Origin of the sequence: Pseudoalteromonas sp. NZS11_1, from assembly GCF_015864275.1 — a bacterium.
Lineage (GTDB): Bacteria > Pseudomonadota > Gammaproteobacteria > Enterobacterales > Alteromonadaceae > Pseudoalteromonas > Pseudoalteromonas arctica.
Genome location: NZ_JADYXK010000034.1, coordinates 1 through 20,331, shown reverse-complemented (window position 1 = coordinate 20,331; position 20,331 = coordinate 1). Strand labels below are relative to the sequence as shown.

General features: G+C 39.8%; 22 protein-coding genes. 11 read left to right on the top strand and 11 right to left on the bottom strand.

Features of this window, described 5'->3' with window-relative positions; translation table 11 throughout:
- Positions 1-220: 220 nt before the first annotated feature.
- On the top strand, positions 221-604 hold the full coding sequence (locus I6F44_RS17760; RefSeq protein WP_010554555.1) for an MAPEG family protein: 384 nt from the start codon (positions 221-223) through the stop codon (positions 602-604).
- A gap of 73 nt (positions 605-677) precedes the next feature.
- Here I6F44_RS17760 and I6F44_RS17755 read toward each other — a convergent pair whose 3' ends face one another.
- From I6F44_RS17755 to I6F44_RS17745, 3 genes are all read right to left on the bottom strand, one after another.
- Entirely contained in the window at positions 678-1,889 is a 1,212-nt protein-coding gene (locus tag I6F44_RS17755; protein WP_197174283.1) for a M56 family metallopeptidase, read from the bottom strand.
- Positions 1,890-1,898: 9 nt separating this feature from the next.
- Positions 1,899-2,273 carry a BlaI/MecI/CopY family transcriptional regulator gene (locus I6F44_RS17750; protein ID WP_007580531.1) on the bottom strand — a complete coding sequence of 125 codons (375 nt, stop codon included), beginning with the start codon at positions 2,271-2,273 and terminating at the stop codon, positions 1,899-1,901.
- 107 nt (positions 2,274-2,380) lie between these two features.
- Entirely contained in the window at positions 2,381-3,079 is a 699-nt protein-coding gene (locus tag I6F44_RS17745; RefSeq protein ID WP_197174282.1) for a pseudouridine synthase, read from the bottom strand.
- 109 nt (positions 3,080-3,188) lie between these two features.
- Here I6F44_RS17745 and I6F44_RS17740 point away from each other — a divergent pair, with 109 nt between their 5' ends.
- Both I6F44_RS17740 and I6F44_RS17735 read left to right on the top strand, forming a co-directional pair.
- Complete coding sequence (locus I6F44_RS17740) at positions 3,189-3,494, top strand: DUF6482 family protein (protein WP_024589642.1); 306 nt, start codon at positions 3,189-3,191, stop codon at positions 3,492-3,494.
- Between the two features lie 40 nt (positions 3,495-3,534).
- Positions 3,535-3,942, top strand: coding sequence for a GNAT family N-acetyltransferase (locus I6F44_RS17735; RefSeq protein WP_165722702.1), 408 nt, complete (start codon positions 3,535-3,537; stop codon positions 3,940-3,942).
- Between the two features lie 10 nt (positions 3,943-3,952).
- Here I6F44_RS17735 and I6F44_RS17730 read toward each other — a convergent pair whose 3' ends face one another.
- From I6F44_RS17730 to lptM, 8 genes are all read right to left on the bottom strand, one after another.
- On the bottom strand, positions 3,953-4,309 hold the full coding sequence (locus tag I6F44_RS17730) for a HopJ type III effector protein (RefSeq protein ID WP_024592619.1): 357 nt from the start codon (positions 4,307-4,309) through the stop codon (positions 3,953-3,955).
- Between the two features lie 21 nt (positions 4,310-4,330).
- Complete coding sequence (locus I6F44_RS17725; protein WP_165722703.1) at positions 4,331-5,434, bottom strand: retroviral-like aspartic protease family protein; 1,104 nt, start codon at positions 5,432-5,434, stop codon at positions 4,331-4,333.
- Positions 5,435-5,457: 23 nt separating this feature from the next.
- Entirely contained in the window at positions 5,458-6,165 is a 708-nt protein-coding gene (locus I6F44_RS17720) for an HAD-IA family hydrolase (protein WP_165722704.1), read from the bottom strand.
- Positions 6,166-6,175: 10 nt separating this feature from the next.
- A complete protein-coding gene (locus I6F44_RS17715; RefSeq protein WP_165722705.1) occupies positions 6,176-7,120 on the bottom strand; it encodes a tyrosine recombinase XerC in 945 nt (314 codons plus the stop codon).
- On the bottom strand, positions 7,117-7,728 hold the full coding sequence (locus tag I6F44_RS17710) for a DUF484 family protein (protein WP_197174281.1): 612 nt from the start codon (positions 7,726-7,728) through the stop codon (positions 7,117-7,119). Before I6F44_RS17710 ends, I6F44_RS17715 begins: the two co-directional genes overlap by 4 nt.
- A complete protein-coding gene (gene dapF / locus I6F44_RS17705) occupies positions 7,725-8,555 on the bottom strand; it encodes a diaminopimelate epimerase (RefSeq protein WP_024589649.1) in 831 nt (276 codons plus the stop codon). Before dapF ends, I6F44_RS17710 begins: the two co-directional genes overlap by 4 nt.
- A 64-nt stretch (positions 8,556-8,619) precedes the next feature.
- Positions 8,620-9,873: a diaminopimelate decarboxylase gene (lysA, locus tag I6F44_RS17700; RefSeq protein ID WP_197174280.1), complete on the bottom strand. Its 1,254-nt coding sequence runs from the start codon at positions 9,871-9,873 to the stop codon at positions 8,620-8,622.
- Complete coding sequence (lptM, locus tag I6F44_RS17695) at positions 9,874-10,068, bottom strand: LPS translocon maturation chaperone LptM (RefSeq protein WP_024589651.1); 195 nt, start codon at positions 10,066-10,068, stop codon at positions 9,874-9,876. It abuts the gene before it with no gap.
- A gap of 341 nt (positions 10,069-10,409) precedes the next feature.
- On the opposite strand from lptM, the gene cyaY reads away from it, so the two are divergent.
- The 8 genes from cyaY to add all read left to right on the top strand — a co-directional run bounded on the left by cyaY (position 10,410) and on the right by add (position 20,175).
- The gene (gene cyaY, locus I6F44_RS17690; RefSeq protein ID WP_002960979.1) at positions 10,410-10,733 is read left to right on the top strand and encodes an iron donor protein CyaY; all 324 of its coding nucleotides are present in this window, start codon (positions 10,410-10,412) and stop codon (positions 10,731-10,733) included.
- Positions 10,730-11,386 carry an alpha/beta hydrolase gene (locus I6F44_RS17685; protein ID WP_197174279.1) on the top strand — a complete coding sequence of 219 codons (657 nt, stop codon included), beginning with the start codon at positions 10,730-10,732 and terminating at the stop codon, positions 11,384-11,386. Before cyaY ends, I6F44_RS17685 begins: the two co-directional genes overlap by 4 nt.
- 22 nt (positions 11,387-11,408) lie before the next feature.
- Positions 11,409-12,386 carry a DUF2914 domain-containing protein gene (locus I6F44_RS17680; protein WP_197174278.1) on the top strand — a complete coding sequence of 326 codons (978 nt, stop codon included), beginning with the start codon at positions 11,409-11,411 and terminating at the stop codon, positions 12,384-12,386.
- Between the two features lie 35 nt (positions 12,387-12,421).
- Positions 12,422-13,360: a hydroxymethylbilane synthase gene (gene hemC / locus I6F44_RS17675; protein WP_197174277.1), complete on the top strand. Its 939-nt coding sequence runs from the start codon at positions 12,422-12,424 to the stop codon at positions 13,358-13,360.
- Positions 13,361-15,202, top strand: coding sequence for a uroporphyrinogen-III synthase (locus I6F44_RS17670; RefSeq protein WP_197174276.1), 1,842 nt, complete (start codon positions 13,361-13,363; stop codon positions 15,200-15,202). It abuts the gene before it with no gap.
- Positions 15,199-16,308: a heme biosynthesis HemY N-terminal domain-containing protein gene (locus I6F44_RS17665; protein WP_197174275.1), complete on the top strand. Its 1,110-nt coding sequence runs from the start codon at positions 15,199-15,201 to the stop codon at positions 16,306-16,308. Before I6F44_RS17670 ends, I6F44_RS17665 begins: the two co-directional genes overlap by 4 nt.
- Positions 16,309-16,359: 51 nt before the next feature.
- Positions 16,360-19,047, top strand: coding sequence for a CHASE domain-containing protein (locus I6F44_RS17660; RefSeq protein WP_197174274.1), 2,688 nt, complete (start codon positions 16,360-16,362; stop codon positions 19,045-19,047).
- 126 nt (positions 19,048-19,173) lie between these two features.
- Positions 19,174-20,175: an adenosine deaminase gene (gene add / locus I6F44_RS17655; protein ID WP_197174273.1), complete on the top strand. Its 1,002-nt coding sequence runs from the start codon at positions 19,174-19,176 to the stop codon at positions 20,173-20,175.
- Positions 20,176-20,331 lie beyond the last annotated feature (156 nt).

Genomic DNA, 20,331 nt, shown 5'->3' with positions numbered 1-20,331 from the left:
TAAGGCAGTAAAGTTAACAAGCTTTGTGAAGTAAAGCGATGCATTAACTATGATGTTGAATATTCATCATCTGCGACATTATGTCGCACGGGTTTGAGGATAAATTTAGCTATAGTAAGCCTGATGTTATTGTTAGCCGCCAGCGTTTGTCATAAAACGCATCTGGCGGCTTTTTTATTTCGCTTATGCTAAATTATCCGAAACATCAAAAGGATAAATTATGACAACATTAGTTGTATGTGCATTACTTGCGGTATTAATGCCTTACTTTGCAAAAGTGCCGGTTGCTATAGCAATGGCAAAATTAGGTCGATACGACAATAAACATCCTAGGGCGCAACAAAAAAAATTAACCGGCTTTGGTGCACGGGCGCTTGCTGCTCATCAAAACTGTTTTGAATCGCTTGCTGTTTTTGCTGTCGCTATTGCAGTTGTACTGGGCACTAACTCTGTAGGTGCAGTAACCGAAATGCTAGCTGTTACGCATATTGTGTCGCGTATTTTGTATTGCGTATTTTACTATATGAACCTAGATATAATTCGCTCATTAGTGTGGTTTATTGGTTTGGGTACAGCCATTGCCATGATTGTGGTGAGTTTGTAACTTTATAGCGTAAAACCACAAAGCAAGCAGCCTAAAAGGGCGCTTGCTTTGTAGTCTTGAACAACTCGAGGTGTTAATGCGATACTTTAATTCGCTCTATTAAATCGGTAGGCGCCACTTCACTATTAATCGCAAAATCTAGTTGCACAAGTACATCTTCAAAACCTGAATCTGATGCTTTATATTTCCATTTTGCTAGCGCCTCTTTCGCTGATTTATCAAAAACATCTTTAGGTTTAGATTGAATAACACTAATGTTTTTTGTTTTACCGTTTGCTGCAATATCGTATTTTAATACAACAGAGCCGCTGATCCCTTGTTGAGCTGCTTGTATTGGGTAAGCAGGTTCAATGCGTATTGTTGGTGAAATATGTTCCTCTTGCGTTTTATTTACTTCAGGTTGCTTTGCAATTGCTAAGCCGCTTAGCATGCTTGCGGCTACAAGTAATAAGCCACCTTTAGCAAGCTTTGAACGCTCCCCGCTGTGTTTTATATTAATTAGTCGTTGTAACATGGTTTTTTTATCTCCGTAGTGTGAATAAGCCATAAGTCCTGTGGGCGCATTTGCCGCGCAGTTTATTAAGGCTTTGCTATATAAAATATGTTGTTGTGTGGTTTTATTGCTAAGTACCCGTTCATCACAAGTCAGCTCTTGTAGTCGGCGTATACTTGCGTAACAAAACCAAGCTAGTGGGTTAAACCAAAGTAAAATAGTAGGCAGTAATATAAGTGCGTTTGTTAGGTTGTCTTTGCGTTTAATGTGTACGTTTTCGTGCTCTAAAATAAGCGCTAATGTGGCTTTATCAAACTGGGTATTATAGTTACTCGGTAACACCAGTTTACTGTTTAAAATACCCACCACCATTGGCGTTGCTACATGTTGACTGGTGTAAGTTTTAACACTAGTGGCAAGAGTGCCTTCAAATTGGGTTAACTCAGTTAACTGCAAGCTTTTAACAAAACGGGTATGTGTAATAAAACTAGCTATTAATAACCCTGCGGTAATAAGTACATACATGAGCGCCCAGCTAATACCCATTTCATGTATAAAGGGTTGGTTAGGGGTGATTAAGTAATGGCTAATATTACTATTTTGCAGTGGTTTAATCGCATTTGGTAAATTAGCAATAACCAATGCCGCAGGTAATAGCCATGCTAATTTATATACAAACCGCGAGCCAAGGGCTTTTAAACCAAATCGCTCGAGTAAAATAAATCCACAAAACAAAATACTTAATAGTAGTTGCTGCCCAATTAACCAATTAAAACCAGTTTGAATAACCATGTTAATCCCTTACTTTTGGTTTTTTTCCCAGTCATCTATAACTTTTTTAAGCTCGTTTATATCTTGCTGAGAAAGCTGCTCCGATTTAGCAAAACCGCTTACAAGTGGCGCAATACGTCCACTAAAAAAGCGCTCAATAAAGTTTTGGCTTTCTTTTAAGGTGTAGTCGGCGCGCTCCATACAGGGCATATAAATATATTGGCGACCTTCTTTTTCAAATGTAAGTGCGCCTTTTTTTACTAGTCGACCTAGTAGGGTTTTAATGGTTTTTTCGTGCCATTGCTTATCGTCGCTTAAGCGTTCAATTATTTGGCTCGCGGTGGCGGGGTAGTTAATCCAAAGTGCGTCGAGCACGTCAAACTCTGCTTTTGATAACTCAATCATGCTATTGCCTACAAATGTAATCTTTAATTAAAGACTACACCTGTAATCTTTAATTGCAAGTTTATTTTTTAACTTTCTAGCATGTTATTTAAGCTAATAGGTAGGGGTTAGGTGCGGGATTTTAAAATATCGTTTTTGTTTATTTGTAAATACTGCCCTTCACAAAGGTTTAAATCCTCAAGTACAAGGTCACTAAATTGAGCTCTATATAAGTCAATAACTTTGTATCCGCAGTAATGCGCCATTTTACGTATTTGTCTGTTTAGCCCTTGTTTTAAAACAATACTAAACTGATTACTGGCTATTTTATTTACTTCACAAGGCAGGGTTATGTGTTTATCAACGGGTACGCCTGCTGCCATTTTTTTACAAAAAGCATCGTCTAAAGGCTTATTTACGGTGACTAAATAATGTTTAGGCTGGTGGAAGTCAGGATGTATTAGTTGATTACAAAAATCCCCATCGTTGGTCAAAATAAGCAAACCGCGAGAGTCTTTATCTAATCGACCAATAGGGTAAACGCGGGTGAGTGTGGGCAAATGGTGAATAAGGCTGGCTGGGTCATCAATATTTAATTTACAGTCAATACCTACTGGTTTGTGGTACGCAAAATAAACTAAATCGGCAGCACCTTTAATTTCTTTTTCGTTCACTATTACAATGTCTTGCTCATCAACGTGATCTATATGATTCGCTGGGCGATTATTTACAGTCACCACACCTTCATCAATTAAACGCGATGCCTGTTTACGAGAACAAATACCTGCATGGGCAATATATTTAGCGAGTCGGATTTTTGTGCTCATAACGTGTGACGCCAGCGGCTAATAAAAATTTGATCGTGATTATAGCAAAGCTGCGTATCGATAATGTTAAATAACCAGAACTCAGGTTAAATATAAAAAGGTAGCCAAGATGGGTATTAAATTTTCACAGTTAAAAAAGCACGAGCCGCTACAAAAAGTCATTGTTCACTCGTTAGATATGGCGCTTTATCAAGTATCAGTAATGATTAATAACGTTGAATACTATGTAACAGAAGACAGCGGTGAGTTTTTAAGAGCGCTAAGCCCACTGCATGTTCAAAAGCGTTTTGACAAAATAGCGTATGCCGAAATGGTACTGCGCCAAACAAGCGCTTACGACGAAATGTGCGGTCAGCCAGAAAAAACCGGCAGCAATATGCTTGAAGTACCTTACGGTAAAAATAATCTTTATTGATTGAGCTAATTTGCTAGTATCTGCTTTTTAAGGGCGATAAATGTATCAATTAAAAGTAGATAATACCGATGCGTTAAACTCAGCGCTTCGCGCACAAATGGTTGAATTTAACGCCCAGCATTTTGATGCGCAAAGAGTGCCATTAGGCTATAAATTTACTGATGAGCAAGGCGAGCTTGTTGCCGGTATTAGTGGGTGTGTGTTTGGAAATTGGCTGATGATTAGTTGGCTTTGGTGTAGCGATAGTGCACGAGGTAAAGGGCTTGCAGATAAATTGCTAACGGCACTTGAGCAAGCTGCTATTGAGCTAGGAGCAACAACTGCTCAGCTTGATACACTTGATTTTCAAGCAAAACCTTTTTACGAAAAGCGCGGTTATAGTGTTAAGTATCAACTTAATAATTACCCACGCTCAGGTACGCGTTACTTTATGGAAAAGCCACTTTAATTTTTGCTGGCTATTTTTCTTTTAGTGGCTCGCCTTCAAAGGTAATACCTAAAAAAGGTGTTGCCTCTGGTGCTAACATAAAAGTGCGAATATTTAGGTGATCATCGCCTTTTGGGTTTTGCAGCACGTCTTCTCGGTAAAACTTACCAAAGCAATCTAACGTATTTTGTTTACTTAAATCGTTTAATTTAGCAAACGCAAAAATTTTACATGAGCCGTTGTTCTCACTCGCAGCGCTAAGTAATCCATGGTTATTAAAGCCACATGCAGTAAAGTCGTAATTTGCTTCAATCACCGCCATTGTATCGGTAAATTGAATGCTTTTTGGATTTTCAGCAAGTGCTTTTAAATAGTTATTTAGTGTCATGTGTTACCTTTGGATTTTTAATTATTTAGCGCTCAACTCTAGCTCATCTGTTTGCTGATTTATATTGAATTTAAATCGCGATAAAAAGTTCATCCCTAGCAAACCTTGTCCGCGTGTGTTTTCAATGCTTAGCACTTCAAAGCCATAAATAATTTGCGAGCCCACTTTAAACGATTCAATTTGATAACGTTTTACAACAATTTGACCATTCGCTGTATTTATTGTTATATCGCCTAAATATAAAGGCTGTGGCGAAATTTGCTCAATTATACTTGTAGGTAGTGAGGTTACGCTTGCGCCTGTATCAATCATTAGTTCGGTCGATAGATTATTATTTATTTCGGTGTTTATTAAGTAATGCGCGCCGTAAGGCGTTAAAGCAACAAAGTCGTCTTGCGATTGTGCTTTATTGATCATAGCTTGCAGTGTTTGCACTTGGCTTTTTAGATTGTGCTGGTTTGGCATTCGATCAAGGGTTGCTTGTGCACTAATTAAATCGCCTTGCTGAAAGTAGGCGTACGCAAGCGGATATAAAAACTGCGCGTTATCGCTTTTATAATCAAGCCAAATTTGTGTTTGCTCAATAATAGCTTGCCAATTTTGTTGCTCAGTTAATGTGTGTAATTCGTTTTGAGTGAGCGTATTTAAGCGTGTATTTACGTTGTTTTGCTGATCAGCAGGTAGTAATGAATTCAGCTCAAATAAAGCAATAATGGCGTTTTGTGTTTGCTCACTATTTATTAAATACTCAACCTGTAAATTAAGTAATTCTACGTTATAAGGGCTGTTATTTAATAGCGCATTGAGAAATGATTCGCTGAGTAATAAATTGCTATTTAGCCATGTTTTAAGCTGTATCAGCCACGATGAATAAAGTTTTTTTGCACTTTCTGGATTGCTGTTTTTGAGTTGTTGATAGCTACTAAGTGCGACTTCAAATTGGTGTTGTTTAAATTGCTGCTTTGCCGTATTTAGTAACGTATCTTGTTGTTTAGGCGATATGCTTTGCTGGGCACTTTGCGTTTTTTGTGGTGTAGTTAACGCAGGCTGCGGCCATAATAAATAAGCGTTAAGGCTAAGCGAGCCAATTAATAGCAAGGTGATTAGCTTGGTATAGTGGCTCATTGTGACCTCTTATTTTTAATAGGTTATTTAATAAAGTGCGTTAAGGCATGAATATTGGCTATTTCAATATCGGCCAGCCCTTTATAAGCATAATTGGCACCTTGATCGTTTAACCATACCGATTGGCAACCGGCATTATTTGCGCCTTGTACGTCGGTATCTAGGCTATCACCAATATGTAAAATATCGCTTTTAGCAACGTTTAAATGTGTGGCTGCTTTATCAAATAAGGTGCTGTGAGGTTTTGCTTTACCGTGCATACCTGCTTGCAGTACGAGTTCAAATTTATCGTGTAAGTTAAAGCGTTCAATTTCAACATTACCATTAGTAATTGCAACAAGCGTAAAGTGCTGGGCTAGGTTATCTAGTAAGTTAAGTACGTCATCGCTTACTACTATGTTGCTGCGCGCGTCGGCAAAGGCGTTATAGGCGGCATTTGCATGGCGCTCTACTTCATCTGCGGTAAACCCAAGTTTAGAAAGCGCTAAACGTAGGGTGTGTTTGCGCCATTTAGTTACATCATCCGCGAGATCTGGGTTTTGTATTACGGCAAGTTCTCGGCATAGTTGCCAGTACTTTGGACCTTGCTCTTGATAGCCCCGTAGTGCGTTTAAATAATTTTGTTGGGCTTTAACGGCTGCTTTTATAATAGGGTGATTGCTGTATAGCGTGTCGTCTAAATCAAAGCTCATGACAGAAAATGGCTTAATAGCACGATTAAATCGGATCATATTTATTTTCCTAATCAGTTCGTTTTTTTGCGCGAGGGTGAGTGTTGTCGTACACCTTGGCTAAATGCTGAAAATCTAAATGTGTATATACTTGTGTAGCCGACAAACTGCTGTGCCCTAGTAATTCTTGCACGGCGCGTAAATCACCAGATGATTCTAAAATATGTGACGCAAACGAGTGGCGCAGCTTATGCGGGTGAACCTGCGAGCTAATGCCTTGTTTTATTCCCCACTCTTGCATACGCAGGCGCACTTGGCGAATCGAAATACGATTTTTTTGGCTACTTAAAAATACTGCTATTTCATCGGGCTTTGCAAACTGAGGGCGTATTGTGAGCCATTTTTTTAATGCATCTAACGCTTTTTTGCCCACCGGAATTAATCGCTCTTTATTGCCTTTACCACGCACTAAAATTTCGCCATTGGCAGCACTAATATCTTGCATGTTAGCGCCAACTAACTCACTTATACGCAGCCCTGATGAATACATAAGCTCCATCATTGCTTTATCTCTAATTGCGAGAGGCTCGTCGTCGGGTATTTCGAGCAAGCGTGCCATTTGATCCACATCGAGATTTTTAGGTAGGGGCTTTGCAAACTTAGGACCTTTTATACCCACCGCCGGATTATGGTAATGCGATTGCTCGGCAATATTTTTTGCTTTTAAAAACTTATACAAACTACGAATGCAGCTGAGCTTTAAACTAATAGTACGCCCACTTAATTGTTTTGAGCGTAGTGCCATGCTGTAGCGGCGAATATGCTCGCCTTGCACGCCAAACCAGTCATCACATAATTTGCTAAAATAAAGGGCTGCAAAGCCAAGCTGGCTTACATATTGATTAACGGTGTGCGCTGAATATTGTTTTTCAAACTTTAAATAATCGCTAAATAGCGTTATGGGTGTACGCCAACTGTCGCTTAACTGGGTAATATTAGGCGCATCGTCACTCATGCTAGTTTTTGCAACCGCAGGTGTAATGCGTTTATAAAGTCGAGTACAAACAGATTATCTTGAGCGGGCTCAAAATGGTTTACGTTACTGCTACCAAACGCCAAAATAGCGATAGGGTGCTTGGTGTCGCCAATTAAATAAATAGCGACGGATTGTGTATCTTCACTAAATAATAATTCGCGCTCTTGCTGATTAATACGCCCTAAATAATGCCCAGAATGGGTAAGGCGATGTGCAATAAGCTCGTCGTACTCGGGATTATATTTTACTAATTTGCAGTCGTTAACATCTTCACTTGAGCAAATGATATTGCGTAGATTATTTGCAAGAGTATCAAAATCGTCATGATTCCAAAGCTGGCGATGGCACTGGCTAAACAAGCGATATACGAGCTCGTTTTGCGTTGCATGCTTGCTCATAGCATCTATTTGGTTTTTTAAAAGCGTGTTGTGCTCGCGTAATTGACGTTGCTGAATATGTACTAGTGACGTTGCACCTTGAGCTTGCTGTTGCAGCTCAAGTTGTGCGAGTAGCTCCGGGTGTTGAACCAAAAAATCAGGATGTTGATGTAAGTAATCAATAACCTGTTCTTTACTTAGCTCGCTCATAGCGCTACTTGCCCGTCGAACACATGCTCTGCGGGGCCAGTCATGCGTACTGGGTGACCTTCGCCACTCCAACGTACTTGTAAGCTACCGCCTGGTAAATCTACTTGAACGGTTGTTGATAACTTATTTTGCATATGACCAATCACCATTGCTGCACACGCACCTGTGCCACAGGCTAGGGTTTCGTTAACGCCGCGCTCCCACACTCTTAATTTAATGTGTTCTTGCGATACAACTTGCATAAAGCCAATGTTCGCTTTTTGCGGAAAACGTTCGTGGTTTTCAAGTAATGGACCCAATATATCAACTTGCGCGGTGGTTACGTCGTCAACTTCTAGCACGCAATGCGGGTTACCCATAGATACCGCGCCACTAAATACAGTGTGTTCTTCGGTTCTAATAATATAAGTAAGCTCACGCTTGCTCGCTTTTAAAGGGATTTTACTTGGCTCAAAATTTGGATGACCCATGTTAACCGTTACTTGACCGTCTTTTTCTATGTAGAGCGTTAAGTTGCCCGACTTGGTCGACACAGTAATTTTATGCTTGTTAGTAAGGCCCTTCATACGTACAAAGCGGGCAAAACAGCGTGCGCCGTTACCGCATTGTTCTACTTCGGTACCATCGGCATTAAATATTCGATAATGAAAGTCGAGATCAGGAGAGTACGGCGCTTCAACCATCAGCAATTGGTCAAAGCCAATGCCAAAATGGCGATCTGCCAGTTTTTTGATTTGATCTCGCGACAAAAAAACATTTTGTGTAATGTTATCAATCACAACAAAGTCGTTGCCTAAGCCGTGCATTTTGGAAAAATTAACTAACATAGCGCTCTAATTCGGTTTTGCTCTGTGCTAATCATGCCACAGAGCAGCTAGTAGACAAAAACGTTTATGGTAAAACTTTCTCACCTTGATAAAGGCTTTCAATAGTTTCGCGTTCACGAATAAGATGATGCTGCTGACCATCTACCATTATTTCTGCAACACGCGGGCGCGAGTTGTAGTTTGAACTCATGGTAAAGCCATATGCACCCGCACTTCGTTGTGCGAGTAAGTCGCCTTGTTTAAGCGCTAGTTCACGATCTTTTCCTAAAAAGTCGCCGGTTTCGCACACCGGACCCACAATATCAAAGTTGTGAGTCGGTGTTTCGTCGTCGCGAATTGATACCGGAATGATTTTTTGCCACGCTTGATAAAGCGCAGGGCGAAGCATGTCGTTCATACCTGCATCTACAATGGCAAAAAATTTGTCTTGGTTTTGTTTAATAAATTCAACTTGAGTAACTAAAATACCTGCGTTAGCTGCAATAGCGCGCCCTGGTTCAAAAATTAGTTCAAGGTGTTTATAGTTAGCTAAGCGCTCGGTAACTTGCGCTGCATATTCACTTGGGTGCGGTGGTTGCTCGTTGTTATATGGCACGCCTAAACCGCCACCAATATCTAAGTGAGTTAGCTCAATACCGTTGGTTTTTAGCTCATCAATAAGCGCCATGAGTTTATCAAGGGCTTCTAAAAATGGTCTAACTTCAGTTAATTGAGAGCCAATATGGCAATCAACACCAATAATTTTTAAACCAGGTAAAGCCGCTGCTTGTTGATAAACACTTACAGCAGTTTGTATATCAATACCAAATTTATTTTCTTTTAAACCAGTAGAAATATACGGATGTGTTTTTGCATCTATGTCGGGGTTTACGCGAATAGAAATAGGCGCTTCTAGGTTAAGCTCGCAAGCCACTTCAGAAATACGCTCAAGCTCAGAGGCTGATTCAACGTTAAAGCATTTAATCCCCAATTTTAATGCGTACGCTATTTCGTCTGCTGTTTTAGCCACGCCCGAAAAAACCACTTTAGAAGCATCGCCTCCCGCTTTAATTACACGTGCAAGTTCGCCTTTGGATACAATATCGAAACCCGATCCTAGGCGCGCTAATATATTAAGCACGGCTATATTTGAGTTTGCTTTAACGGCGTAACACACTAAGCTTTTATGATTTTTAGTGGCGTTAGCAAACGCTAAGTAATGGCGCTCAAATGTAGCACGCGAGTACACATAACACGGCGTACCGTATTGCTGCGCTATGCTTGCCACACTTACGTCTTCGGCAAATAATTGGTTGTTTTTGTAGTTAAAATAATCCATTTATTGCTCCTGACTTTGCGATGTTTTGGCTTGCTCAGCGGTAGTGGCTGGTTTAGCTGTATTTTGAGGTTGGTTTTGCTCTGTTTGTTGCTCTGGTAAATATAACGGACCGCTTTGTCCGCAGCCAGCTAAGGCGCTTAACAGTACAGTGCTTATTAATAGTTTTTTTAATTGTAAGGTATGTGTCGCTTTCATTAGATTAATACGGTTGCTGGCTTTATAATCGCAGAGTAACAGAATATCTAAAAAATGCAGCTATTCGCGGATGATTTTATTCCTGTTACACTAGGACTTGTTTATCTCTCGAGGTTGAATTTGCGCTGCCCGTTGGGTTCGTCCTAGGAACGATTTACTCTTTGTTGCTCGGTTTTAACTTAGTCCACTAGGTTACAAACCTCGCGCCGCGATTAAATCGCCCCTAGATAGAACAAATTTCAATCCTGAAAGGTTAACAGGCCCTAGCTGCACATTTTTAAAGCTAATTCAAAGCTAAAACGTACCCAATATTAGGCGGCTCGCCTGCAAAGGAAATAACAATGACTGAACACGAATATCACCAATTAGCCGAAGCTCTTATGTTCACTATTGAAGAGCAGGTTGATGATTGCGAAGCTGATTTAGATTACGAATCGGCACAAGGTATTTTAGAAATTATTTTTCCTGATAAAAGTAAAATAGTGATTAACAAGCAAGCACCTCTTCATCAAGTATGGGTTGCGACTAAGTTTAATGGACATCATTTTGAAATGCGTGATGGGTTATGGATTGATAACCGCTCTGGCGCTGAATTTTGGGCGTTTATAAATGAAGCCTCAACTCGCCAAGCAGGCCAAGAAGTTAAGTGGCAATCATCACTATGAGTTTAGAATTTGTAGAATATGCAGCCCAAAGTGAGCACAAAGCAACGGTTATTTGGTTACATGGTTTAGGTGACTCTGGGGATGGTTTTGCGCCAGTAGCTCCGCAGCTTAATTTACCAAGTGAGCTTGGTATACGGTTTGTTTTTCCGCATGCGCCAGTACAACCGGTCACCATAAATGGTGGTATGGAAATGCGCTCTTGGTACGATATTAAATCTATAGAATTAGATAAGCGTGCCGATGAACAAGGCGTAAGGGATTCGGCTGCAAAGGTAGAAGAGTTAATTAATAAAGAAATTGCTAATGGCATACCTGCTAATAAAATTATTTTAGCTGGTTTTTCTCAAGGTGGTGTTGTGTCTCTGCATTTAGCGCCGCGCTTTGAGCAAAAGCTTGGGGGTGTTATGGCGCTTTCTACTTATATGTGTGTGCCGCAAAAATTTGCTGATGAAGCAAAGCATACTGATTTAAGCGTATTTATGGCTCATGGTAGCCAAGATAACGTTGTACCGCATAGTGCGGGAAGAAGTGCGTTTGAAGTATTAACAGCACATAACATGGATGTAAGCTGGCAAGAATACCCAATGGCTCACCAAGTTTGCGCAGAAGAATTGCAAGCTATTCGCCAATGGTTAATTGCTCGTTTAAGCTAATTTTGGAACCGCTGAGGTCAATATGAGTCAAAAAATAGTTATTAAAGCAAATGTTAAACGCGAACTACAAGAGAGTGTACCAACGGTAAGCTACGAGTGGAATTGGCGTCGTATTGTGAGTATTGCTATGTTGGTATTAATGACCTCTGCAGCAGTTGTGTATGGCTTAACAACGTCAGCCAGTGCAGAGCAAGGTGAGCATCCAAATGAGCAGGAGCAATTTTTAAGCTTTAGTAGTAACGCTCAAAACCAGACAAGCGTTGAAGTAACGGATGTTGAGTCTGAATCATCAGTAAACAATACCCATAATGAGTCTGCAGAGGTAATGCAAGCTCGGATTGAACCGTTGTCAGCTGAGCAAAATGAGGCTCAACTAAGCATTTCAAGTAATACATCTGATGACGCTGACCTTGTAAATAACCCCTCTGTTTTATTGGCTAACAACGATAGTGTTACTGAACAAAGCGAAAGCATTAATACAGAGTTAAACTCAAACCTTGATAATGATGTGCAAGAAGAAACCGCAGAAGCTCAAAACGTAGCTGAGCCAGCCAGTCAAAGCGACTTACTTTTAGAGTTAGAAAGTGATGATGGCGCATTGAGTGGCACTGAAGGTTTTTCGCCTACAGCACAAGTGGCAAGTGTGGCATTGGGCGCGCAAATAGACACGGGTAAAATTAGCCGTGCAGTACTTACTCGTAAAGTAAGTAAGCGTGAGCCCACTAATGTGTTTGCTGCTGATATTAGATTAAGTCAGTTTGATGAAGGCGTATCGTTTTTTAGTGAGATTAAAAATCTTCAAGGCCAGCAAGTTAAGCATGTTTGGTCGTTTGAAGGTGAAACTATGGCTGAAATTACACTTAATGTTACTTCGCCTCGCTACAGAACGTACTCAACAAAAAATATCATGGACACACAGACAGGCCATTGGCGTGTTGATGTAGTTGATGAGCAAGGCAACTTAATTGCCCAAAAAGAATTTAGAATTTTAGCTGACTAAAACTAGCTAAACGCAGTAATTAATTGGATACCCCTATGACAGAAAAAACAAAATTAGTACGCATCGCAACGCGCAAAAGCGCCTTAGCACTTTGGCAGGCCGAATTTGTGAAAGCAGAGCTTGAGCGTTTTCATGCAGATGTGCGCGTAGAATTAGTCCCAATGTCGACGCAAGGGGATATAATTTTAGATACGCCATTGGCTAAAATTGGCGGTAAAGGCTTATTTGTTAAAGAGCTAGAGCAAGCCATGTTAGATGGCCGAGCTGATATTGCCGTGCATTCTATGAAGGACGTGCCAGTAGAGTTCCCAGAAGGATTAGAGCTGTATACTATTTGTGAGCGTGAAGATCCGCGTGATGCGTTTGTATCAAACAATTTTGCTAATTTAAGTGAGCTACCACAAGGCGCTATTGTCGGTACTTCAAGCTTACGCCGCCAGTGCCAAATTAAGGCACTTCGCCCTGATTTAGATATTCGTGATTTGCGCGGTAATGTAAATACGCGTTTAGGTAAATTAGATGACGGCCAATACGATGCTATTATTTTAGCGGCTGCAGGGCTTATTCGTTTAGAAATGGAGTCGCGTATTGCTGACTACATTGAGCCAGAAGTGTCATTACCGGCAAATGGTCAAGGCGCTGTAGGTATTGAATGTCGTATTGATGATGAAGTAACAAAGGCATTACTTGCACCACTTGAGCATACACAAACACGTATTCGCGTAAATGCAGAGCGTTCGATGAACCGCTATTTAGAAGGTGGTTGCCAAGTTCCTATTGGTGCTTATGCATTAGTTGATGGCGAGCAGGTACATTTGCGTGGTTTAGTGGGTGCTGTTGATGGCAGCGAAATTTTACGTGACGAAGTAACAGGTCATGTAAATGACGCAGAAGAGCTAGGTATTGAGCTTGCTAAAAAATTACTAGCTCAAGGCGCAGACAAAATATTAGCTGAAGTTTATAGAGACGCATAAATGACACATATTCTGATAACTCGGCCCGAAGGAAAAGGCGCAGCCCTTGCACAGCAACTTGAGCAAGCGGGTTATCAGGCGTCTTTATTTCCGGTATTAAAAATAACGCATTTAACACCCTCCAGCACTGAACTTAGTCCGCTGTTAAATGCAGATAAAATAATATTTATATCGCAAGATGCAGTTAGTGCACTTTCGCAATTAAAACCCGATATAAATACCAAAGCGCAGTTTTATGCGGTTGGACAACAAACAGCCGATATTATATATGAGCAATTTGGTGTGCGCGCAGCAGTACCAAAGCAGTATGATTCAGAAGGGTTACTTGCGCTCAAATCACTCGCCGAGGTTGATGGCAGTAATATAGTGTTAGTTAAGGGGCAAGGTGGCCGCCCTGAGTTAGCTAAAACGCTAAAAGAGCGCGGTGCTTTTTTAAATAATTGTGTTGTGTACAAACGTGAACCCACAGAGAGTATCACCCCCAACTGGACAGACCACTGGAAAAGCCAGAATGTACACGGTATAGTCATAACAAGTAATGCAGCAGTTGATGCTATATTTAAAAGCCTTACTGCACACCAACTACAATGGTTACAACAGTGCCGATTTTATGTTGCAAGCGAGCGGATAGCCGCTTATTTAAAGTTGCAACAGGTAAGTTCGGCTAATATACACATTGCAGCAGGGGCTAGCGATAATGCTATGTTTACCTGCATAAATCAGCAAGGTAGCAACATGAGCGAACAGTCAAAGCCAGTTACGGCAGAAAAAGCCACACCAACAATAGCTAACACGGCCTCAGCTAAATCAGCTAAGCAAGAGCCAGCAGCTACAAAAAATACGACAGAAAAAAACAAACAAAAGGTAAGTAAGGTTGCAGCACTTGCGCTTCTTATTTCGTTAATTGTGGCCTCTGGTGTTGGATACGAGTTTTATCAAAAATTAAATGCTGGTAAGGTGCAAAACCTAGCCGTTAATGAGTTAAGCGAGAAAAATAAGTTACTCGTTCAAGAGCTGCAAGCACTTAAATCGGCGCAATCTAATTTGCAGCAAGCGCTGTTTAATAGTGAGAAAAAAGTAGCCGCAACCTTAAGTGAAAGTGCAGCTCAAAATCAGCAAGAGCTAAAAGCAGCCCTGCAAAAAGCGCAGCAACAAGGCTCGTCTTTAAACCCACAAGAAGTAACCAGCTTACAGCGTATGGCTGAATTTAAACTATGGGCTGAAAAAGATTACCAAGGCACTAGTGCTGTTTTAAAGCGCTTAGATGCATTACTTAGCGAACACCCAGGAACAGTTGAAGTTCGCCAAGCTATTATGCAAGACATACAAACACTTGATAGCCTTAAACCTATAGCAACAGAGGCTATTTATTTACAGCTAAACAGTGCACTTAATAGCGTTGATAATTTAGTTTTTAATGCGGTTAACTTGCCAGAAGAAGCGGCTGCAATAGATGAAAATGCTTTAAGTGATGACGTGAGTGATTGGCAGCAAAACCTGAGTAATAGCTGGAATAAAATTGTGGATAGCTTTATTACTATTCGCCAGCACGAAGGTGTTTCCATTGAGCCATTACTTACAGATCAAGAGCGCCATTTAATTAATCAACGAATCAAGCTTAATATAACTCAGGCACAAGATGCACTTATGAGTAAGCAGGCGAGTATTTTCTTTAGCGCCTTAAGTGAAGCAAAACGTTTAGTTGGTGAGTACTTTAAGCAAGACGATGATGCAACCAAAACGGTACTTAAAGCGTTGTCTAAACTCGAAAAAGAGCAGCTTAATTTTAATCCAAAAATAACCTTAAATAGTACACAAAAGGTTAAGGAGTGGGCGCAATGATAGGGCTAATTATTTTAATTGTAGCTATTGTTGTTGTACTAGCGGTTACTCCATTTGTGCTAGATGAAAAAGGTTATGTACTTATTTCATTTAACAATACGACGATAGAAGGCACGATAGTATCGTTTTGTATAATGGCAGTCATTACCGCTGTTGTTTTATATTTAACATATAAGCTAATCCGCTACTTATTATCGATTTATCATAATACTAAACATGGCTTTTTTGCACGTAGCCAAGAGCGCAAACAAGTAGCTATTGAGCAGGCTCTGTGGAGTGCTATTAATGATGATTATGAGCATGTAGAGCAGGCTCTATCGGGTAATAGCGTACCAGATAAGTTTGAAGATATTCGCTTAGCATTACTTGCAAAAGCAGCGCTTGCTAATAATCAAACAGATAAAGCACTTGAGCGTTTATTTGAAATAAGCCCAGAGCATCAATTAAAAGTAGCAAAGCTATGGTTGGGAAGTGGCGACAGTAGCGCGATTGAATCACAAATGCGTATTAGCGCAGAAGCTAAAAAAGCCACCGCACTTGAGTTAAAACTTTATGCAGAAGTATTAGTACAGCAACAACACTTTAGTGCGCTGGAAGATTTTTTGCCGCGTTTATTACGCAAAAAAGCACTTACTGATGCACAGTGGACGCAGTTATTTAGTGCCTACTTTAATGCGTTAGATGCAGACAAACTGAGTGAAAAATATAAACAGCTACCGAAAAAGCTGCAAGCTCATGCCCACACCGCATATTTAATGCAAATGGCGCAAGCAGGTCAATTGGCTGCTATTGAAAGTGACTTAATTAAAATGGTTAAGCACAATGAGCAACACTTAGAGCTTGCCAATATATTAAGTAAAGCAACAGCAGCCGATGCGCCTAAGTTGCAAATAAACATACAAGAACGCCTTAAAAAGGATGATTCAAATAATTCACTATTACTTGCGCTGGCTTGCCTTGCTAATGCTAAAGGTGATTATGACTTAGCAGCTAGAATTTTTGATAAAGCACTGAATAGTGACAATAAAAAACAGTTCTCTGAACAAGCTGTTTTAAGTTATAAAAATAGTGCACAAGCAGAAAAGGCGCTCGTTTTATATCAATAAATGACTACACTATAACTACTTAGCATTTTTTGTAGTTCAGGAGCACAAGCATTGAGAAAGTTTTTAATATTAACCCTTAGCTTGGCTTGTGCTTACTTTTTTACTGGGTATTTTAGCAACTCACTTCTTTCTGTAGATGGCTATGCGGTCGCCTCTTGGCCGCCCTCAGGAATTGCTTTAGCGAGCTTTTTAATTTGGGGACGTAAGTCATTTATTGGCCTTATTCTTGGTGCTTTCTGTACTAACTTAATTCATCTTGATAACACCGTAGATATTCTTCATTTTAATGTGCTTTTACAAGCTATTTGCGTCACTTTAGCCTCTGTTTTACAGGCTTGGATTGGTCGTCAAATTATAGTAAATGTTATAAAGGCTCCACTAGATTTATCTTCTTTAAAACACAGTGTGCAGAGCTTAATAGTAGCAGGACCAATATGCTGTGTTATTGCTGCAGGTGTGGGAACTAGTTTATTAGCATTGAATAATGTGATCCCTACGCATGCTATTTTTGATAGCTTTATAGCATGGTGGATTGGCGACAGTATCGGTGTACTTATATTTACTCCACTCATGCTCGCAGCCTTGAATTACACGCAAGTACGCCACCGTATGTTGGTAATTTTACCTTCACTATTAATTTATATACTAATCAGCGTTAGTTTTTATGGCGCTGCCAGTGTTAAAAAAGAAAAAGACATTCAAAAGCAAGAAGCCAAAATACTTACTGTGCAAAATGCTATAAGCCAGAAGCTCGATGGTATTACTGCTCACTTAGGATTGTTAGCTACATTTTTTGCTAGTAGTAATGACGTGAACTTTAAAGAGTTTAAACAATTTACTTCAAAGCAGTTGGACTATAGCCAAGAAATTTTAGCATTTGAATGGATACCTTATGTACCAGCAAATAAACTCGCAGATTTTGAAACACATGAAAATACAGCCACAGGCAAACCTTTATATATAAAAGAAAAGTCACTTGATGGAGGTTGGCAACCTGCAGGTACTCGTAGTAATTACTTTCCTGTAAAATATGTATATCCCTTAAAAGATAATGAAGGTGTTTTAGGGTTTGATTTAGCTTCTAGTAAAGTAAGAGGTGTAGCGCTTAGCAAAGCGAAAGAGCTTAATGAACTTGCACTAAGTGAGCCAATTAATTTAGTCCAAAATACAGCTGAAGACGGTGTACTCTTTTTATATCCTGTTTTTGGAGAGTCGTCTACCGAAGATGATTTTCAAGGTTTTGTGGCTGCGATTGTCAGTCTGAAACGCTTATCGCAAACACTATTATTTGATCACAACAACTCAATTTCAGTCAGTTTTTTTGATACAACGATACCAGGGAAAAAGCAGGCAATTTATATTGCCGATACCGATAACTCGCAAACGCTGTTTAAAGAATATCAATTGTTGATTGGCAAACGCATGTGGCAGGTCGAGTTATATGAACCAATAGTTAGAACGTCTTGGTTAATGTATTGGCTTGCACAAATAGTAGGTATGTTGTTTGTGTGGTTACTGATTACATTTTTGATTTCAGTTACAGGTACAAACATACAAATTCGCGAACAAGTGGCTAAGCAAACGTATACATTACGCAAAGAAAAACAAAAAGCAGATGAAGCGAGTCATATTAAAGGACAGTTTTTAGCAAACATGAGTCACGAAGTCCGCACCCCTATTAACGGTATAAAAGGGCTGCATTATTTAGCGCTGCAACAGAATGATTGGCAACAAGCAAGGAGTTACATTGAACAAGCAGATGGAGCACTGGGTGTTTTACTGCGGGTATTAAACGATGTGCTCGACTTTTCAAAAATGGAAGCAGGCAAGCTAGACTTAATGCAAGAGCCTATTAACGTAGCGAGTTTAGCGGATGAAATGCTTAATTTACTTCAGTTTGAAGCTGACATTAAATCAATAAAGTTAAGTCTCGATTTTGATAAAACATCAAATTTGGTCATTAATACCGATCCAATCCGCTTAAAACAAGTGCTGCTGAATCTGCTCAATAATGCGGTTAAATTTACAGGGGAAGGTGAGATCACTCTGAAAATTTGGCAGTCGAAAAAAATGACTTACTTTAGTATTAACGATACGGGTATTGGTATTAGTAGCGAAGCACAAAAACAATTGTTTAAACCGTTTGCGCAAGCCGATAGCTCAACCTCACGTCAATATGGTGGTACAGGCTTAGGGTTAAGTATTTGCAGAAAGCTGGTTGAGTTAATGGGTGGTGCAATTGATTTAGTTAGTTATGAAGGCAAAGGTTCTACATTTACATTTAGTTTGCCGCTTATATCGCCTTTACCAAAGGCAGAGCAAATTCAACAGCAATACGACGAAATAGATGTAAGTACCTTATCATTCGCAAACTATAAGTTACTTTTAGTCGAAGATAACCCACTTAACCAGCATGTTGCCAGTGCCATTTTAAAAACAAAAGGGTGTATTGCCGACATTGCTAATGATGGTTTTGAAGCCATAGAAAAGCTAACCGAAAATAGCTACGACATTGTTCTTATGGATATTCAGATGCCAAAAATGGATGGACTCCAAGCAACAAAAGTAATTCGTTGTGATTTAGGGTTAATTGATTTACCCATAATAGGGCTATCGGCGAACGCCCATGACGATGACGTTAAAAAGGCATTAGCCTCTGGAATGAATAGTTATATTACCAAACCTATTGATGCAAATACGCTTTTTAAAACTCTTTGGCACTATTTATCAAATAAATAAGTAACGTTATTTTTTGCACAAAAAGCAGACATATGACCGCTTAAACTTAACGCAAACCATATAGACTTGAAAAATAACTATATCTGCGTATCATGCGCGCAAATTTAACTAAACTGGGTTGCTATTATGATCAATAGAAAATTACCTTTGCTAGATATTCACCGTCATTTAGATGGTAATGTACGTGCGCAAACCATATTAGAACTTGGTCGTCAGTTTAATATAGAGTTACCTGCAGATAACGTTGAGGCATTAATTCCTCATGTTCAAGTTATTGACCCTGAGCCAAACCTTATGGCTTTTTTACAAAAGTTAGATTGGGGTGTCACTGTACTTGGCGACTACGATGCGTGTAGACGCATAGCGATTGAAAACATTGAAGATGCACAAGCACAAGGCCTTGATTATGTAGAGCTTCGATTTAGCCCTTACTACATGGCACAAAGCCAAGGTTTACACCCAGAAGGGGTTGTAGAGGCGGTTGTTGATGGTATTAAATCAGCAACAAAGGGTGCAAATATAAAAGCTAACTTGATTGGTATTTTATCGCGTACTTATGGCGTAAAAACATGTCAAAAAGAGCTTGATGCTTTACTCGCATTTAAAAATGATTTAGTCGCTGTTGATTTAGCCGGTGACGAAATTGGCTTTCCTGGTGAGTTGTTTGTAGAGCACTTTAAACAAGTACGAAATGCTTATTTAGCTTCGACTATTCATGCTGGAGAGGCACTCGGTGCTCCAAGTATTTGGCAAGCAATTAATGAGCTAGGTGCAAGCCGAATAGGGCATGGCGTTAAAGCTATTGAAGATCCAAAACTAATGGATTACTTACGCGATAACCGTATTGGTATTGAGTCGTGCTTAACAAGTAATATTCAAACCAGTACAGTAAACGATTTAGCTAAGCACCCACTTAAACAGTTTTTAGATCACGGTATTTTAGCGTGTATTAATACTGATGACCCTGCGGTTGAAGGCATTGAAATTGAGTACGAATATACCGTTACAGCACCTAAAGCGGGCTTATCTCAAGCTGATATGGAAAAAGCCCAAAAAAATGCATTAGAAATAGCATTTTTAAGCGATGGCGATAAAAAAGAGCTTTCAGCAATCGTTAGCGCACGTTAACTCTATTTAATACACATTAAAAATGCCGCTTTATAAGCTAACACCGATCAGTTAAGGTATTTTTGATCGGTTGACCGATCTTTTGGTTGCTTCACAATACCCTTATCATCTTTTGATTATGAGGGTATTTTTATGCTTAGTCATTGGTTACTTGAT

What these genes read in the sequence shown, in the direction of transcription:
- I6F44_RS17720 (WP_165722704.1), bottom strand. Translation starts at nt 6,165, where the DNA reads ATGATCCGATTTAATCGTGCTATTAAGCCATTTTCTGTCATGAGCTTT.
- I6F44_RS17665 (WP_197174275.1), top strand. Translation starts at nt 15,199, where the DNA reads ATGATAGGGCTAATTATTTTAATTGTAGCTATTGTTGTTGTACTAGCG.
- cyaY (WP_002960979.1), top strand. Translation starts at nt 10,410, where the DNA reads ATGACTGAACACGAATATCACCAATTAGCCGAAGCTCTTATGTTCACT.
- lysA (WP_197174280.1), bottom strand. Translation starts at nt 9,873, where the DNA reads ATGGATTATTTTAACTACAAAAACAACCAATTATTTGCCGAAGACGTA.
- I6F44_RS17670 (WP_197174276.1), top strand. Translation starts at nt 13,361, where the DNA reads ATGACACATATTCTGATAACTCGGCCCGAAGGAAAAGGCGCAGCCCTT.
- dapF (WP_024589649.1), bottom strand. Translation starts at nt 8,555, where the DNA reads ATGTTAGTTAATTTTTCCAAAATGCACGGCTTAGGCAACGACTTTGTT.
- I6F44_RS17685 (WP_197174279.1), top strand. Translation starts at nt 10,730, where the DNA reads ATGAGTTTAGAATTTGTAGAATATGCAGCCCAAAGTGAGCACAAAGCA.
- I6F44_RS17760 (WP_010554555.1), top strand. Translation starts at nt 221, where the DNA reads ATGACAACATTAGTTGTATGTGCATTACTTGCGGTATTAATGCCTTAC.
- I6F44_RS17740 (WP_024589642.1), top strand. Translation starts at nt 3,189, where the DNA reads ATGGGTATTAAATTTTCACAGTTAAAAAAGCACGAGCCGCTACAAAAA.
- I6F44_RS17735 (WP_165722702.1), top strand. Translation starts at nt 3,535, where the DNA reads ATGTATCAATTAAAAGTAGATAATACCGATGCGTTAAACTCAGCGCTT.
- I6F44_RS17730 (WP_024592619.1), bottom strand. Translation starts at nt 4,309, where the DNA reads ATGACACTAAATAACTATTTAAAAGCACTTGCTGAAAATCCAAAAAGC.
- I6F44_RS17715 (WP_165722705.1), bottom strand. Translation starts at nt 7,120, where the DNA reads ATGAGTGACGATGCGCCTAATATTACCCAGTTAAGCGACAGTTGGCGT.
- I6F44_RS17755 (WP_197174283.1), bottom strand. Translation starts at nt 1,889, where the DNA reads ATGGTTATTCAAACTGGTTTTAATTGGTTAATTGGGCAGCAACTACTA.
- add (WP_197174273.1), top strand. Translation starts at nt 19,174, where the DNA reads ATGATCAATAGAAAATTACCTTTGCTAGATATTCACCGTCATTTAGAT.
- lptM (WP_024589651.1), bottom strand. Translation starts at nt 10,068, where the DNA reads ATGAAAGCGACACATACCTTACAATTAAAAAAACTATTAATAAGCACT.
- I6F44_RS17750 (WP_007580531.1), bottom strand. Translation starts at nt 2,273, where the DNA reads ATGATTGAGTTATCAAAAGCAGAGTTTGACGTGCTCGACGCACTTTGG.
- I6F44_RS17680 (WP_197174278.1), top strand. Translation starts at nt 11,409, where the DNA reads ATGAGTCAAAAAATAGTTATTAAAGCAAATGTTAAACGCGAACTACAA.
- I6F44_RS17725 (WP_165722703.1), bottom strand. Translation starts at nt 5,434, where the DNA reads ATGAGCCACTATACCAAGCTAATCACCTTGCTATTAATTGGCTCGCTT.
- I6F44_RS17710 (WP_197174281.1), bottom strand. Translation starts at nt 7,728, where the DNA reads ATGAGCGAGCTAAGTAAAGAACAGGTTATTGATTACTTACATCAACAT.
- hemC (WP_197174277.1), top strand. Translation starts at nt 12,422, where the DNA reads ATGACAGAAAAAACAAAATTAGTACGCATCGCAACGCGCAAAAGCGCC.
- I6F44_RS17745 (WP_197174282.1), bottom strand. Translation starts at nt 3,079, where the DNA reads ATGAGCACAAAAATCCGACTCGCTAAATATATTGCCCATGCAGGTATT.